Annotated in this window: 13 protein-coding genes; 6 read left to right on the top strand and 7 right to left on the bottom strand. The window is 68.6% G+C overall.

All coding sequences use genetic code 11. From position 1 onward, the window contains the following. Positions 1-41: 41 nt before the first annotated feature. Positions 42-320, bottom strand: a complete 279-nt coding sequence (locus ACWPKK_RS09455) for a hypothetical protein (protein ID WP_452004757.1) — start codon at positions 318-320, stop codon at positions 42-44. A gap of 121 nt (positions 321-441) precedes the next feature. Further along, a complete protein-coding gene (locus tag ACWPKK_RS09450; RefSeq protein ID WP_452003127.1) occupies positions 442-891 on the bottom strand; it encodes a hypothetical protein in 450 nt (149 codons plus the stop codon). Between the two features lie 301 nt (positions 892-1,192). Here ACWPKK_RS09450 and ACWPKK_RS09445 point away from each other — a divergent pair, with 301 nt between their 5' ends. After that, a complete protein-coding gene (locus tag ACWPKK_RS09445) occupies positions 1,193-1,795 on the top strand; it encodes a GNAT family N-acetyltransferase (protein WP_452003125.1) in 603 nt (200 codons plus the stop codon). Between the two features lie 369 nt (positions 1,796-2,164). Here the strand turns inward: ACWPKK_RS09445 and ACWPKK_RS09440 are convergent, their stop codons facing one another. Next, positions 2,165-2,443, bottom strand: coding sequence for a hypothetical protein (locus ACWPKK_RS09440; RefSeq protein WP_452003122.1), 279 nt, complete (start codon positions 2,441-2,443; stop codon positions 2,165-2,167). 145 nt (positions 2,444-2,588) lie between these two features. Here ACWPKK_RS09440 and ACWPKK_RS09435 point away from each other — a divergent pair, with 145 nt between their 5' ends. The 5 genes from ACWPKK_RS09435 to moeB all read left to right on the top strand — a co-directional run bounded on the left by ACWPKK_RS09435 (position 2,589) and on the right by moeB (position 7,727). After that, entirely contained in the window at positions 2,589-3,416 is an 828-nt protein-coding gene (locus ACWPKK_RS09435) for a hypothetical protein (RefSeq protein ID WP_452003120.1), read from the top strand. Positions 3,417-3,537: 121 nt separating this feature from the next. Further along, positions 3,538-4,854 (top strand): YcaO-like family protein, encoded by a 1,317-nt coding sequence (locus tag ACWPKK_RS09430; protein ID WP_452003117.1) that lies wholly within the window; start codon positions 3,538-3,540, stop codon positions 4,852-4,854. Continuing rightward, the gene (locus ACWPKK_RS09425) at positions 4,851-6,275 is read left to right on the top strand and encodes a TfuA-like protein (RefSeq protein WP_452003114.1); all 1,425 of its coding nucleotides are present in this window, start codon (positions 4,851-4,853) and stop codon (positions 6,273-6,275) included. Before ACWPKK_RS09430 ends, ACWPKK_RS09425 begins: the two co-directional genes overlap by 4 nt. Continuing rightward, a complete protein-coding gene (locus ACWPKK_RS09420; protein WP_452003111.1) occupies positions 6,272-6,556 on the top strand; it encodes a MoaD/ThiS family protein in 285 nt (94 codons plus the stop codon). Before ACWPKK_RS09425 ends, ACWPKK_RS09420 begins: the two co-directional genes overlap by 4 nt. Positions 6,557-6,569: 13 nt before the next feature. After that, positions 6,570-7,727 carry a molybdopterin-synthase adenylyltransferase MoeB gene (gene moeB, locus ACWPKK_RS09415; RefSeq protein WP_452003108.1) on the top strand — a complete coding sequence of 386 codons (1,158 nt, stop codon included), beginning with the start codon at positions 6,570-6,572 and terminating at the stop codon, positions 7,725-7,727. A 53-nt stretch (positions 7,728-7,780) separates the two neighbouring features. On the opposite strand, the gene ACWPKK_RS09410 is transcribed toward moeB, so the two are convergent. The 4 genes from ACWPKK_RS09410 to ACWPKK_RS09395 form a co-directional block, all read right to left on the bottom strand. Then, on the bottom strand, positions 7,781-8,176 hold the full coding sequence (locus ACWPKK_RS09410) for a response regulator (RefSeq protein WP_149222195.1): 396 nt from the start codon (positions 8,174-8,176) through the stop codon (positions 7,781-7,783). After that, on the bottom strand, positions 8,173-9,894 hold the full coding sequence (locus tag ACWPKK_RS09405) for a PAS-domain containing protein (RefSeq protein ID WP_324868597.1): 1,722 nt from the start codon (positions 9,892-9,894) through the stop codon (positions 8,173-8,175). Before ACWPKK_RS09405 ends, ACWPKK_RS09410 begins: the two co-directional genes overlap by 4 nt. Before the next feature lie 70 nt (positions 9,895-9,964). Further along, positions 9,965-11,635, bottom strand: coding sequence for a response regulator (locus ACWPKK_RS09400; RefSeq protein ID WP_452003104.1), 1,671 nt, complete (start codon positions 11,633-11,635; stop codon positions 9,965-9,967). 247 nt (positions 11,636-11,882) lie between these two features. Next, a complete protein-coding gene (locus ACWPKK_RS09395; protein ID WP_452003102.1) occupies positions 11,883-14,639 on the bottom strand; it encodes an ATP-binding protein in 2,757 nt (918 codons plus the stop codon). Positions 14,640-14,642 lie beyond the last annotated feature (3 nt).

Below are 14,642 nucleotides of genomic sequence, written 5' to 3'. Positions count from 1 at the left end.
CCGACCTCATGTCGGGGAAGAGGAGAGAGTGCAGTGCGCCGTCAGCGGCCGTAGGGGCAGGCCGGGCGGCCGCAGGACACGGCCGAGCGCGGGGCGACATAGGCGCCGCATTCCGGGCATTTCTCCATGTCCTCTGCTTCCGCGGCGGCGGAAGTCCGGGCTTCGCGCGGCGACGGACCGGCGGCCGCATCGCGGCGGCCGTCCGCCCGGCGGGGGGTGGTGCGGGCGCGGCCGATCGCCTGGACGCGGTTGATCCAGCGCCAGCCGAACCACACGACGCCGATCACCAGCGCAAGGAGGAGAATCTTGGACAAGGACATCATCGCCGGCAACCCGTCTGCTCTTGCGCGCATTCAGCCCGCGGCCGACGGGAAGTCAAGGGAATAGGAGAAGGGAAGGGCCGCCGTCCCCGATGGGGCGGCGACCCGTCGGGCACGCCGCTTACTTCGCGGCGACGGCCGGGCGCCAGTTGTAGACCGGCGTGATGCCGTAGGTGCGGGTCATGTCGGCCTGACGCAGGCTGCGCACCAGCACCTCCGCACCGCTGGCGACGCGGACATCGGTGCCCAGCAGGCCGCAATCCTCCGGCAGGATGTTGACGCACTGGGTGGCGTCGACACGGCTCAGCACGATGTCGAAGGGCAGGCCGTTGCGGGCATAGACGCCGAGCAGGCCGGGGCCGGAGGTCGCCGTGCGCAGGGTGACCACGCCGGCCGGCAGCGCGCGGTCGCTGGCCGCGGTCGGGCGCTGGTTGTGGCTGTCGTCCCACACGGGCTGGCCCGAGGAATCCAGCTTGGACTGGGCCGCGGCACCGCCGCCGAAGCCGGCGACGGCCAGGGTCGTGCCGCTCACCGCCGCCAGGGCCAGGATCGCCATCCGAAACCGCAACATCGTTGTGCTCCGTACTTGTCTCTGTTCTTTTTGTCAGCCCGGGCGCAAGGGAGCGACCGGGCATCGCACCATTATATGGGATGCGATACGCGCCGTCGCCTTAGCCCAGAAAGCCTAGGGTGTTCGGTTAAGGCCGCGCTGCGCAAGGGTGGTGCCGACAGTTCGCTCTGGACGCAGGTTTGATGCTTGTGAATGATATTTCTTCTAACCGTTGACGGAATTGTTGTCGCCAACATGTTTCGGTTGTGAATGATTTGCCCATATTCTTTTTGCGGGCGATTTTTGAGAGGGTGTTCGCGGCATGGCTGCGCTTTTTGCTGAGGGTCTGGTCGGTGGGATGAAGGCCTCCATGGATGAACCGATGCTGGAAACCGCTCGTCTGATCCTGCGGCCGACCCGGGCGGAGGATTTCGATGGCTGGGCGGCGATGATGGCCGATCCGGAGGCGACCGAGTTCATCGGCGGCCTGCAGTCGCGCCCCGTTGCCTGGCGCGGCTTCCTGTCGATGGCCGGCGCCTGGTCGATCCAGGGCTTCGCCATGTTCTCCGTCATCGAGAAGGAGACCGGCCGCTGGGTCGGCCGAGTCGGGCCGTGGGTGCCGGATGGCTGGCCGGGGCCGGAGGTCGGCTGGGCGATCATGCGGGACTGCTGGGGACGCGGCTATGCGGTCGAGAGCGCCGTCGCGGCCATCGACTGGGTGTTCGACCATCTCGGCTGGACCGAGGTCATCCATACCATCCATCCCCGCAACACGGCGTCGCAGGCGGTTGCGCGCAGGCTGGGGGCGGAGGTGCGCGGAACCACCCTGCTGCCTGAACCGGTCAACCCGCCCGAGGCCGACGTCTGGCACCAGACGCGCGAAGAATGGCGGGCGCGGCGGCGGGCAGCCGCACTGGCCGGCTGAGACCGCTTTTCCGTCCGAGTCGCGGCCACTCTTTCCCAGCGTCATTCATACGTGTGCGTTTCAGGCGGAAGCATCGCTCCTGATGACGATCGTGGACTACGATCGGGGCGCTGCTCTGCCTGCTTTTCGCCATTCTGCCGTCTTATGGCCGGGCCAAGCCTGTAACGGACGTTAAATTTCGATGTCAGGCACAGATTCTTATGTGTTTTCACTAGAATTTTTGCGGATTGCCTATGCTATTGGTTTAGCCGTTGCATTCCATTCGCAGCAATCCTATTGGCTGACCGATTGCAGGAGGGGCCCGTAAATGGCCAAGGAACAGGCACTCGCCCTCATAAAGCGCCTCGCCACCGACGGCGAATTCCGTAATCAGCTGAACGCCCTCGATATTCCGGGCAAACAGGCGCTTCTGGCGCAGAGCGGGTTTGGCGGCGTCCTTCCCGACCATGTCCGCAGCGCCGCCGCCGACGCCTTCAATTCCTTGACCGGCAAAGAGAGCGGCTTGGACAGCGACGTGGCGGTCGAATCGATCGCGACGGCTGCTTCCGCTTCGGCCACTTCGGCCTCCGCCACCTCAGCTTCGGCCACTTCGGCGTCCGCGACCTCCGCCTCCGCCACTTCGGCTTCGGCAACCTCCGCGTCGGCCACGTCTGCTTCCGCCACCTCGGCTTCGGCTACCTCCGCGTCGGCGTCTCCGGCACCCGCTTTCTCGGCCTCTGCACAGTCCGCGTCGGCGACTTCGGCGTCCGCGACCTCCGCGGCAGCGCAGTCCGCGTCTGCGGTTCCGACCCCGGTGGCCTTCTCCGCCGTGGCTGCTCCCGCCTCGGCCTTCTCCGCCGCCGCACAGTCGGCGTCCGCTGTCCCCGCCCCGGCGTTCTCGGCGGTGGCTGCCCCGGCTTCGGCCTTCTCGGCGGTGGCTGCTCCGGCGTCCGCCTTCTCCGCCGCCGCACAGTCGGCGTCCGCTGTTCCGGCTCCGGCTTTCTCGGCCGTCGCTGCTCCGGCGTCCGCCTTCTCGGCCGCCGCACAGTCGGCGTCCGCGGTTCCGGCTCCGGCTTTCTCGGCCGCCGCCGCTCCGGCATCCGCCTTCTCGGCTGCGGCGCAGTCGGCGTCCGCTGTCCCCGCTCCGGCTTTCTCGGCGGTTGCTGCTCCGGCATCTGCCTTCTCCGCCGCTGCGCAGTCGGCGTCCGCTGTCCCCGCTCCGGCGTTCTCGGCGGTTGCTGCCCCGGCTTCGGCCTTCTCGGCTGCGGCACAGTCGGCGTCCGCTGTCCCCGCCCCGGCGTTCTCGGCGGTGGCTGCTCCGGCGTCCGCCTTCTCCGCCGCCGCACAGTCGGCGTCCGCTGTTCCGGCTCCGGCTTTCTCGGCCGTCGCCGCTCCGGCGTCCGCCTTCTCGGCTGCGGCGCAGTCGGCCTCTGCCGTTCCGGCTCCGGCCTTCTCTGCGGTCGCCGCTCCGGCGTCTGCTCACTCCGCGTCGGCGATGTCGGCTTCGGCGACTTCCGCGTCGGCCACCTCCGCTGCTGCGCAGTCCGCGTCGGCGACCTCCGCAGCGGCCGGTCCGGGGGCGTCGGCCTCCGCCTCGCAGGGGCCTGCAGCGGCGAGCGACGATCCCACGACCGAGGCGTGATAGGATCAAGGCCGGCCTTTCCTTTGGGAGACGGCCGGCCCCCCCTTTGCCTTCCCGCACTCTGCGGGACCGTAATCCATCCTCCCCGAACCGGCCGGAGCCGCGAGTCCTGACCCATCCCATGGCTGACAGCGCATCGCCCGACACCGTCTATCCGGAGTTTCCCGGCATCCGCCTGGGCGACACCGTCCACCGCGCCGCCAAGCGCTTCTTCCTCGGCACCCACCGCACGGCGACACCGGAAGAGACGCTGGCCCGCATATCGCCCCATTTCGCCCGTTGCGGCATCACCCGGCTGGCCGACGTGACCGGGCTGGACCGCCTGGGCATCCACACGATCATTGGGCACCGGCCGAACAGTCCGACCCTGTCGGGCAGTGCCGGCAAGGGCTTCAGCCTCGCGGCCGCGACCGTCTCCGCCGCGATGGAGGCGATCGAGTTCCACCATGCCGAGCATCTGCGCCTGCCCCATGTCGAGGCGGCGTGGAACGACCTGCCGGTCGATGGACGCATCCCGCTGGACCGGCTGCCGGGGACCAAGCACGGGGCCTTCCGTCCCGACCGGCCGGAAATCTGGACCTGGGGCTGGGATCTGATGAGCGGCCGTCCGGTCGCCGCACCCTGGACATCGGTCGGGCTGCACAGCATGCCGCCGGGCACCAAGCCGGGCGCGCGCAGCTTCTACGCCATGGGCACCAACGGGCTGGCCAGCGGAAACCATATCCTGGAGGCGGTCGCCGCCGGCCTCTACGAGGTGATCGAGCGCGATTCCGTCGCCTGCTGGCGCTATGCCGGCGACCGGCTGAACTGGCCGACGCCGCGGGTCGATCTGGCCAGCATCGACGCGCCGTCCGTGCGCGACCTGCTGCACCGTTTCGATCTGGCCGGGATCCGCCCCTTGCTGTTCGACGTCACCACGGACATGGGCGTGCCGAGCTACATGGCCATCGTCTATGACCGCGAATTGCGCAAGACCGGCATGAACCGCGGCTATGGCAGCCATCTGGAGCCGGCGGTCGCCATGTGCCGCGCCCTGACCGAGGCGGTGCAGTCGCGGCTGGTCCTGATCGCCGGTTCGCGCGACGATTTCTTCCGCCGCGATCTGGTCCGCAACCAGAATGCCGACGGCAGCGCCGAGATCGCGGCGCTGGAAGCGACGCCGATCAACACCGACGGCCGCCGCCACCTGAACCATGCCACCCCGACCTTCGAAGGCGACATCACCATCCTGCTGACCGTGCTGCGCCGCGCCGGGATCGAGCAGGCGCTGGTCTTCGACCTGACCCTGCCGGAAATCGGCATTCCGGTGGTCCGCGTTCTGGTGCCGGGGCTGGAAGGCTACCAGTTCGACTTCTACACTCCGGGGGCCCGGCCGCTGGCTTTCGCGGAGGCGTTGAAAGCGCATGCATCTCAGGCGCAAGTGGGATCGGTCGCATGAAGATTTGTGTGTTCCTGGGGCCCACCATGCCGGTGGAGGATGCCCGTGCCATCCTGCCGGGCGCGGTCTTTCTGCCGCCGGCGGCGCAGGCCGACATCATCAGCGCCATGACCATCCACCGGCCGGACGTGATCGCCCTGATCGACGGGGTGTTCGGCCAGTCGCTGTCGGTCTGGCACAAGGAAATCCTCTATGCCCTGCACAAGGGGGTGGCGGTCTACGGCGCGTCCAGCATGGGCGCCTTGCGGGCGGCCGAATGCCATCCCTTCGGCATGGTGCCGGTCGGCGAGGTGGCGCGCGGCTATGTCGACGGCCGGCTGACCGGCGACGACGAGGTGGCGCTGGCCCATGCCGGGCCGGAGGATGGCTGGTTCCCGCTGTCGGAGCCGCTGGTGAATTTGCGCGCCAGCATGGCCGCGGCGCTGGCCGCCGGTGCGGTGGACCGGAGCCTGCACGACCGGGTGATCGCCGCCGCGAAGGCGCTGTATTTCACCGAACGCACCCGCGACCGCATCTTCGCCGAAGCGGGACTGAGCCGGGAGGAGACGGACCGGCTGGAGCGCTTCCTGGAAACCGGTGCGATCGACCAGAAGCGCCGCGATGCGGAGATTCTGCTGGGCCATCTCGCCAGCCTGATCACGCCGCCGCGGCCGGCGCCTTTCGACTTCAACGCATCCCATTACTTCGACGTACTGTACGAGCGCGACCGGCGGGTTTGCCATGGCGGCAACACCGTGCCGCTGTCGGAGATCGCGTCCCACGCAGCCCTGCACCGGCCGGACTTCGCCGAGATCAACAATGCCGCACTCGGCCGTCTGCTGATCCGCCAGTTCGCCGAGGTGATGGGCGTGACGGTGGACGAGGCGGCGGTGCGGACGGAAACCCAGCGTTTCTGCGCCATGCGCGGCCTCAATGGGGCGGAGGCGCTGGCCGACTGGTGCCGCCGCAACGACCTGACCGATGCCGAGTTCTCGGAACTGATGACCGAGCTGGCCATCGAACGGGCGATGCGGCTCTGGCTGATCCCCCGCCGTTTCCTGGCGCGCACGACAAAGCCGGTGCTGAACGAACTGCGCCTGCGCGGGCTTTACGAGTCCACCGCCGAGGAGGCGGCGCTGGTCGACCGGGTGATGGAACTGCATTTCGGCGACGCCAGCCGGCAGCCCAAGGAAACGGTGGAGCAGCTGCTGGCTGAGCATGTCGCCGGCACCGCTTGCCGGGTTGATGCGCCGGCCGACGTCTGGTCCTATGAATATGGCTTCAAGGACCTGCTGGACCTGCGCATCGACCTGATGCGGGCCAAGCAGGTGCGCGACCTGTTCCGCCAGCTGGCGGTGGAGGCGGAGGCGGCGCTGGCCCAGGCGGTGCCGCAGGAGCACATGCCGGAACAGCCCGTGCCGGAAGAGGAGATGCAGACGTGACGACCGCAGAAGTGATCATCCGCGTGCCGACCCCGTTGCGCGGCTTCGTCGGCGGGCGCGATCAGGTGACGGTGCCGGGCGCCACGGTGCGCGAGGCGCTGTCGGCGCTGACCGCCGGGCAGGACGTCTTCCGCGACCGGCTGTTCACCGCCGAAGGCGAGCTGCGCCGCTTCGTGAACGTCTATCTCGGCCGTGACGACGTGCGGCGGCTGGGCGGACTGGAAGCGGCCTTGCCGGCCGGCGCCACCCTGACCCTGATGGTCGCCCTGGCGGGCGGTTGAGGAGCGTCTCGTCATGAGCTTGAAGGACCGCCGCCTTGCCGACCTGCGCGCCCGCATAGCGGAAGTGACCGCTGCCGACGCGCTCGCCCTGCAACGGGATGGCGCCCTGCTGGTCGATGTCCGCGAGGATGAGGAGACGGCGACCGGCAGTCCCGCCGGGGCGCTGCGCCTGCCGCGCGGCTTCCTGGAGTTGCGCATCGAAGAGAAGGCGCCCGATCCGGCGCGTCCCGTCCTGCTGATGTGCGCCGGCGGCACCCGGTCGCTGTTCGCGGCGGAGGATTTGCTGCGGCTGGGCTATGAGGATGTGCGGTCGGTCGCCGGCGGCTTCTCCGCCTGGAAGGCCGCGGGTCTGCCGGTGGAGGTGCCGCCGCAGCTCGATGCCGCCCAGCGCGAGCGCTATCGCCGCCACCTGACCATGCCGGAGGTGGGGGAGGCCGGGCAGCACAGGCTGCTGCGCAGCCGCGTCGCGCTGATCGGTGCCGGCGGGCTGGGATCGCCGATCGCGCTCTACCTCGCCGCCGCGGGGGTCGGGCGCCTGACCCTGATCGACGACGACCGGGTGGAGCGCAGCAACCTGCAGCGCCAGATCCTCCATGCCGAAAGCCGGCTGGGCCAGCGCAAGGTTGAAAGCGGCCGGGCCGCGCTGCTCGACCTCAACCCGACCATCGAGGTGGTGTCGCACGACACGAGGCTGGAGGCTGCCAATGTTCTGGACCTGCTGGCCGGCCATGATGTCGTGGTCGACGGGTCCGACAATCTGCCGACGCGCTATCTGGTCAACGACGCCTGCCTGCGGCTGGGCGTACCGAACGTCTATGGCGCCATCTTCCGCTTTGAGGGGCAGGTGTCGGTGTTCGGCGGTGCCGTACCGGGGCTGCGGCCCTGCTATCGCTGCCTGTTCCCGGAACCGCCGCCGGCCGAATACGCGCCGTCCTGTGCCGAGGCCGGCGTTCTGGGCGTGCTGCCCGGCGTGATTGGCACCATCATGGCGGCCGAGACGATCAAGCTGCTGCTCGGCCTCGGCGAACCGCTCGCCGGCCGCCTGCTGCTCTATGACGGCCTGCGCGGAGAGTTCAACGAGATCGCGGTTCCGGTCGATCCGGACTGCCCGTCCTGCTCGGCGGGCGCGCGGCCGGAGCTGAGCGACATCGCTGCGGTCTGTGCGGGGTGAATGGTGCGGGGGCGTCCGCCCCCTCTCCCGCCGGGGTAGGCGAGCGCCTGTGTTCAGGCAGCCGTCTTCTGGACGATGACGTTCTGGACCAGCTTCTTCAGCGCGACGAAATCGACCGGCTTGGTCACAAGTTCGGTCGCGCCGATATCCAGCGCCCGGCGGCGGTTCTCGATGTCGCCATAGGCGGTGACCATGATGACCGGTACCTGCGGGGCGTCCGCGCGGAGGCGCTGCAGGAAGTCAAGGCCGCTCATGCCGGGCATATTGATATCGCTCAGGACAAGAACAGCTTCCGGTTGCAGGCCGGTGTTCAAGCTTTCAAGTGCCTCCTCCGCAGAAGAGGCGAAATGAAGGGCCAGTTCTCCACGGCGCAATTCTGCGCGAAAGCGCTGACGGAACAGATCCTCGATATCCGGTTCGTCATCGACGACGAGGATTCCCAGGGTCATGTCTTTCGGCGCTCCCCTAGCGACAATGCCGTCACGGTTCGTGGCAGCGTGATCGTAAACTCGGCATGCTCGTTTTCGATGCTGGATACGTCGAAACGGCCCCTGTGCTGATGTACCACGATGTCATAGCTGAGTGAAAGGCCTAAGCCGGTTCCTTCGCCGGTGGGCTTCGTGGTGAAAAAAGGCGTGAATAGCTTGTCGACCACGGCGGGTGGCATGCCGACGCCATTGTCGTGAATTCTTATGGAAACTTCAGTTCCTCTTGTTTCGGTTGTCACCGTCAGCGTCGGTTCATAAACCATGTCGCCACAGGTCAACTGCCGCTTGCGGACGGCGTAAAAGCTGTTCGTGAACAAATTGACGAGGACACGCGACATGTCCTGCGGAACCAGCTTCACCTCACCCACATCCGCGGCGAATCGACGCTCCAGCGTAGCGTTGAAGTTGCGATCCTGGGCGCGCACGGCGTGGTAGGACAGCGACAGAGCCTCCTCCACCAAAGCGTTCAGATCGGTCGTCTGCCATTCGCCGCCGCCGCCGCGCGAATGGGCCAGCATGCTCTTGACGATATTGTCGGCGCGCCGGCCATGGTCGGCGATCTTGTGCAGGTTGCTCTGCAGGCTGTCGACCAGATCGTCCACGTCGGCGCGGGTCGCGTCGTCCAGATGGTCGTTCAGCGGTTCCAGCAGCGCCAGCATCTCGTCCAGCAGCTCTCCCGACAGTTCGGCGAAGTTGTTGACGAAGTTCAGCGGGTTCTTCAACTCGTGGGCGATGCCCGCGGTGAGCTGGCCGAGCGACGCCATCTTCTCCTGCACGATCAGCTGCTGCTGGGTCTCGCGCAGTTCCTTCAGGATCGCTTCGGCCCGCTCCTTGGCCTCCCGCAATTCATCCTCGATCCGCTTGCGGTCGGTGATGTCGTGCTGGGTGATGACGTAACCGCCGTCCGCGCGCGGGGCGGTGCGGATGTCCAGGATGCGGCCGTTCGTCGGCACCTGGCGTTCGGAATTGATGACGCCCTTGACCAGGAAGCGGGTGCACAGCTCCGCCACCGTCTCCTCGCAGGGGACGTCGCCGTAATCGCCGCGCCGGTGATTGTAATGGAGCGTCTCGGCCACCGGGGTGCCGGGCGGGAACATGCCGGGGGGATAGTCCCACAGCCGGAAATACTCGCTGTTGGCCCCTTCCAGCCGCAGGTCGCGGTCCAGCATCAGCACGCCGTTGGGCATGGCGTCAATGGCGGCCTGCAGCAATTGTCCCTGATGCGGCACCTCGGCATTGGCAGCCTCGGGGCGCATCTGGGTCAGCATCTCCATCACCGCAGGCGCGCCGCCCCAGTCCACCGGCTCCAGCAACTGGTCGAACCATTGGATGCTGGTGTCGGCGCGGTGGCGCTTGATGCGGCGGGCCAGCGGCTGGGTCGGACCCTGCAGGCAACGGGCATAGGCGTTGCGCTCCGCCAGATGGGCGTCTTCCGGGACCAGCGTCATGACGTCGGGCAGGGCCATCACCTGTTCCGCCGACTCGTAGCCCAGCAATCGGGCCAGCGTGCCGCTGCAATGGAGGATCACGCCGTCGCGATGGACGATCAGGCCCGGCATCGCGGCGACCAGCTGGTCATGGTAGAGCCGCGCCCGGTCCAGCGAGTGCGCCACCGATTCCTCCGGCGAATAGGACGACAGCGGGGGCAGGGATCGCAGCAGATCGGTCTTGTCGTGCATGGGAAGGATCCCGAAGATGTCGTCCACAGGGCTTCTGCCGCTTACCAGGCAGGATCAGGGGGAGGCAGGATCAGGGAGCATCCAGCGGCAGCCGCAGGACGACGCTGGTTCCGCGGCCGACCTCGCTGTCGATGTCGATCTCGCCGCCGAGCTTGCCGGTGACCAGGTTGAACACGGCGTAGAGCCCCAGCCCCATGCTGCCGGCACCGCGGCGGGTGGTGGTGAAGGGCTGGAACAGCCGCGGCCGGATGTCGGCCGGGATGCCGCGGCCGTTGTCGGACATGCGCAGTTCCACCCGGTCCTCTCCCAGCATCCGCACCGAAACCGTCACTTTGCCGCCGGGGCGGCGGGCGGATGCCGCATCCTCCTGCATCCCGTCCTCGGCATCGGCGCCGATGGCGGCGACCGCCGGCACCTGCTCGAAGGCATGGGCGAAGGCGTTGGTCAGCAGGGCCAGCAGCACCTCGGTCAGCGCGCCGGGATAGGTGTCCAGCGCCAGCCCGTCCGGGCAGTCCAGAGCCAGCTGGTGCCCCGCCGCCGCCGGCTGCACCTGCACCGCCAGCACGATGTCGGACAGGTAGTCGCGCAGGCCGACGCGGCTGCGCGGCGAGCTGGCCTTGCCCTCAGTCACCAGCTTCAGGCTCTGGATCAGGGCGGCGGCGCGTTCGATGTTGGCGACCAGCAGGGTGGAGACCTCGCTGGCGGTGCCGACATAGTCCTGGAAGTCGCTCTTGCGCAGCTGGCCGCCCTTGAACGTCATGATGATCGATTCCGACGCCGTCTGCAGGTGGGTGGCGGCGGTTAGCGCGATGCCGACGGGCGTGTTGATCTCGTGTGCGACCGCGGCGATCAGCTGGGCGATCACCGCCATCTTCTCCGCCCGGATCAGGTCGGACTGCATGCGCTCCAGGTCGGCCAGGGCCTGTTCGGCCGAATCCTTGGCGCTGCGCAGCGCCTCCGCCTGTACCTTGCGTTCGGTGATGTCGTAGAGCCAGACGATGAAGACCGGCTGGTTCTCGTAAGTGGTGCGGTCGACGGACATCGCCATCCACACCGTCCGCCCGTCCTCGCGCACATAATGGATTTCGTCCGCAGCGGGCACGGCCCCGGGCGCCCGGTCCGGCAGCCTTTCCCGAACATGGCGGAACAGGGTGGGGGAGCAGCGCTGGTGCATCGCCTCCGCCGGCACGCCGAACAGGTCGGTGCAGCGCTGGTTGCAGTAGAGCAGTTCGCCGGTCTCGGTGATGATCGACACGCCGATGGGGCTGCCGTCCAGCACCCGGCGCAGGCGGGCGGCCTGTGCGCGCGATGCCGCCTCCGCCGTCCTGGTCTCCTGCAGCGCGTCGCGCAGCCGCCGCACGGCGCGGCAGGCCTCCAGCGTCTTGTGGATGGTGGCTTCCAGGTCGCTGAAATCGATGGGCTTGATAATAAAGTCGAAGGCGCCGCGGTTCATCGCCGCCCGGACGTTGCCCAGGTCGCCATAGGCCGAGACCATCACCGCGCGGATGTCGGCGTTCACCTGCGGCAGATGGTCGAGCAGCGTCAGCCCGTCCATTCCCGGCATGTTGATGTCGCTCAGCACCATATCGATGTCGGGCTGGGCGCGCAGGGTTTCCAGCGCTTCCTGCCCGTCATGGGCGAACAGGAACTCCAGTTCACCGGCGCGGACGGCGCGACGGAAACGCTGCATGATCAGCGTTTCGACGTCCCTCTCGTCGTCGACAACCAGAATCTTTCCCATCCCGCCTTCCTACCGCCAACCCGCCCGACCCGTGCCGCAACCGGATCCGGGCGCCCCACCATAAGCGCGGATCGCCCGGACGGGAAGCACCGTGGCGTACGGTGCCCCATCGGTTGTATGGCACTGTGGCCGCAACCCGGGATCAGGCTGCATGACGGGAATCCCCCAATCGATTATCGCGCGGTCGGCGGGCAGGATAACACGGGATTGCAATGCGGCGAGATGGTTGTGATTGAGACATTGCCGGTCAGCCGGCGGCTCCTTGCGGCGCCTCCGCTTTCGCAAGCGGCAAGGTGAACCAGAAGGCGGCTCCCTTGCCCGATTCGGCGTCCAGCCCGGCGGGGGCGTCCTCCACCCCGATCCGGCCGCCCAGATGCTCGACGATTCGCTTGGCGATGGCGAGGCCCAGGCCGGTGCCGGCCGGCTTGCCCGTCAGCATGTCGCCAGCCTGACGGAATCGCTCGAACACGATGTTGCGGTCATTCCGCGCCACGCCGGGGCCGCTGTCGATGACCGTGATTCGCAACGTGTCCCCGTCCAGCTTCGCCTCCAGCCGGGTCCGGCCGCCGACGGGCGTGAATTTCGCTGCGTTGGACAACAGGTTCACCACCACCTGGATCACCCGGTCCTCGTCGCCGCGCACCGGCGGCAGGTTGCCGGGGATGTCCACCGACAGGACGATGCCGCGCTCCAGGAACAGCGCCTCCGTCGCCGCGACCGCCTGGGTCAGCAGAAGGGCCGGATCGATCGCCTCGATCCGCCAGTCGAGCGCGCCGGCCTCGATCTTCGCCATGTCGAGCACCTGGTTGATCAGGCGGGTCAGCCGCTCGCTCTCCTTGATGATGACGGCCAGGAACTCCTGCCGCTGTTCGGTTTCCAGGTCCGGGTCGTCGTGCAGGATCTCGCTGAGGGCGCGAATCGACGTCAGCGGCGTGCGCAACTCGTGCGTCACCGTGGACAGGAAATCGTCCTTCAGCCGGTCCAGTTCGGTCAGCCGGTCGTTGGCGGCGCGGAGCGCGTCGGTGGCGCGCTCCAGCTCCGCGGTCTTCAGCTCCAGCTGGCGGCTGTGGGCGATGACGTCGCTGGTCTCGTCCAGCATGCGCAGAAGCTCCGCCGCCTCCACCGCCCCTGCGGAGACGGAGGAGGCGAGCGCCACCCGTGCCGAAGCCCCGCCGATGGCGCCGGCCAGCAGCCGTTCGGCCAGCCGCAGCCGCTCCGGCCCCGCGGGCTCGTCCGGATCGGCGCCGGCGAATGCCTGCTCGGCGCGCTGCGGCCCGAGGAAGCGGGCGACCACGCGGGCAAGGTCGCCGACGCTGGCGGCGTTGCGCCAGTCCGCCGGGGAGGTCGGCGATATGGCGGCGGCGGCCTGATCGAACACGTCGACGAAGGCGGCGGCCTGTGCCCGCTCGGCCGCGTTCGGCCGGTCGAACAGCGACAGCCCGACATAGGCGCCGATGTTGGCGAGCGCGCTCCAGAACAAAGCATGGGCCAGCGGGTCCCAGCCCTCCAGCCCGAACAGCGCATAGGGCCGCAGCGCCGTGATGCTCCACGGTCCGTCGGCGATGAAGCTGGCGGGCAGCCAGCCAGACCGGGCGAAGCTGGGCAGCAGAAGCGTGTAGGCCCAGACCAGCGCGCCGGCCGCAACCCCGGCGATGGCGCCGCGCCGGGTCGCCCCGCGCCAGTAGAGCCCGCCGATCAGGGACGGGGCGAACTGCGCCACCGCCGCGAAGGAGATCAGCCCGATCGACACCAGCGCATAGGCCGATCCCGCCAGCCTGTAGTAGCCGTATCCGAACATCAGGATCGCGACGATGGCGGCCCGCCGGACCATCAGCAGCAGCGGTGCCGGATCCGCAGAGCGCGCCAGCGCCGCCGGCCGGAAGCGCAGCAGCACCGGGACCACGAGGTCGTTGCACAGCATGGTGGAGAGCGCGACCGTCTCGACCACGATCATCCCGGCCGCCGCCGACAATCCGCCGAGGAAGGCCAGCAGGGCCAGCCACTCCGCCCCGCCATGCAGGGGCAGGGCGACCACGAACAGGTCGGGGTCCACCCGTCCGCCGAAGGTCAGCAGGCCCGACAGCGCCACCGGCAGGACGAACAGGTTGATCAGCAGAAGATAGAGCGGGAACAACCAGACGGCGCGGTCCAATTGGCGTTCGTCCACCGATTCGATGACCATCACCTGGAACTGGCGCGGCAGGCACAGCATCGCCGCCGCCGACAGGATGGTGGTGGTCACCCACACGCCGGAGGCGGCTCCCTCCAACGCAATGTCGCCGCCGAACAGCCGGGCGAGGTCGGGGCGGGCGCCGGCGGCGGCGAACAGGTTGTCCAACCCGCCGTGCAAGCCCCAGACGACGAAAATCCCCACCGCGAGGAAGGCGACCAGCTTCACCAGCGACTCCAGCGCGATTGCCGCGACCATGCCGGGGTGATGCTCCGCCGCGTCGATCTGGCGGGCGCCGAAGACGATGGCGAACAGCGCCATCACCGCGGCGATCAGGAATCCCTGGTCCAGGATGGGGGCCGGGGCCGTCTGCAGTCCACCGCCGGTCAGCGCGTCGAAGCTGACGGCGACCGCCTTCAGTTGCAGGGCGATGTAGGGGGTGACGCCGACGGTGGCGGTCAGCGCCACGAGTCCGCCCAGCAAAGGGCTGTGGCCGTAGCGCCTGGACAGGAAATCGGCGATGGAGGTGATGCGCTGCGCCTTGGCGATGCGCAGGATCTTGCGCAGCAGCAGCGGGGCCAGCAGCATCAGCAGGGTGGGGCCGAGATAGACCGGCAGGAATCCGATCCCCAGCGTCGCCGCCCGCCCGACCGAGCCGTAGAAGGTCCAGGTCGTGCAATAGACCGCCAGCGACAGGGCGAAGACGGTGGGCGAGGCGATGACGCTGCGCCCCGCCGCTTCCCGCCGGTCGGCCCAATGGGCGATGGCGAACAGGGCGGACAGGTAGGCCAGCGCCGCGACCAGGACAGTGCCCCAATCGAGCCCGACGCCCATGCG

The organism is Azospirillum largimobile (assembly GCF_977007025.2).
The sequence above is the reverse complement of the archived record's forward strand: the minus strand, read 5'-3'. Positions and strand labels throughout refer to the sequence as shown.

Excerpts from the sequence above, each read along its gene's own strand:
- ACWPKK_RS09455 (WP_452004757.1), bottom strand. The coding sequence starts at position 320 with ATGTCCTTGTCCAAGATTCTCCTCCTTGCGCTGGTGATCGGCGTCGTG.
- ACWPKK_RS09450 (WP_452003127.1), bottom strand. The coding sequence starts at position 891 with ATGTTGCGGTTTCGGATGGCGATCCTGGCCCTGGCGGCGGTGAGCGGC.
- ACWPKK_RS09445 (WP_452003125.1), top strand. The coding sequence starts at position 1,193 with ATGGCTGCGCTTTTTGCTGAGGGTCTGGTCGGTGGGATGAAGGCCTCC.
- ACWPKK_RS09430 (WP_452003117.1), top strand. The coding sequence starts at position 3,538 with ATGGCTGACAGCGCATCGCCCGACACCGTCTATCCGGAGTTTCCCGGC.
- ACWPKK_RS09425 (WP_452003114.1), top strand. The coding sequence starts at position 4,851 with ATGAAGATTTGTGTGTTCCTGGGGCCCACCATGCCGGTGGAGGATGCC.
- moeB (WP_452003108.1), top strand. The coding sequence starts at position 6,570 with ATGAGCTTGAAGGACCGCCGCCTTGCCGACCTGCGCGCCCGCATAGCG.
- ACWPKK_RS09410 (WP_149222195.1), bottom strand. The coding sequence starts at position 8,176 with ATGACCCTGGGAATCCTCGTCGTCGATGACGAACCGGATATCGAGGAT.
- ACWPKK_RS09405 (WP_324868597.1), bottom strand. The coding sequence starts at position 9,894 with ATGCACGACAAGACCGATCTGCTGCGATCCCTGCCCCCGCTGTCGTCC.
- ACWPKK_RS09400 (WP_452003104.1), bottom strand. The coding sequence starts at position 11,635 with ATGGGAAAGATTCTGGTTGTCGACGACGAGAGGGACGTCGAAACGCTG.
- ACWPKK_RS09395 (WP_452003102.1), bottom strand. The coding sequence starts at position 14,639 with ATGGGCGTCGGGCTCGATTGGGGCACTGTCCTGGTCGCGGCGCTGGCC.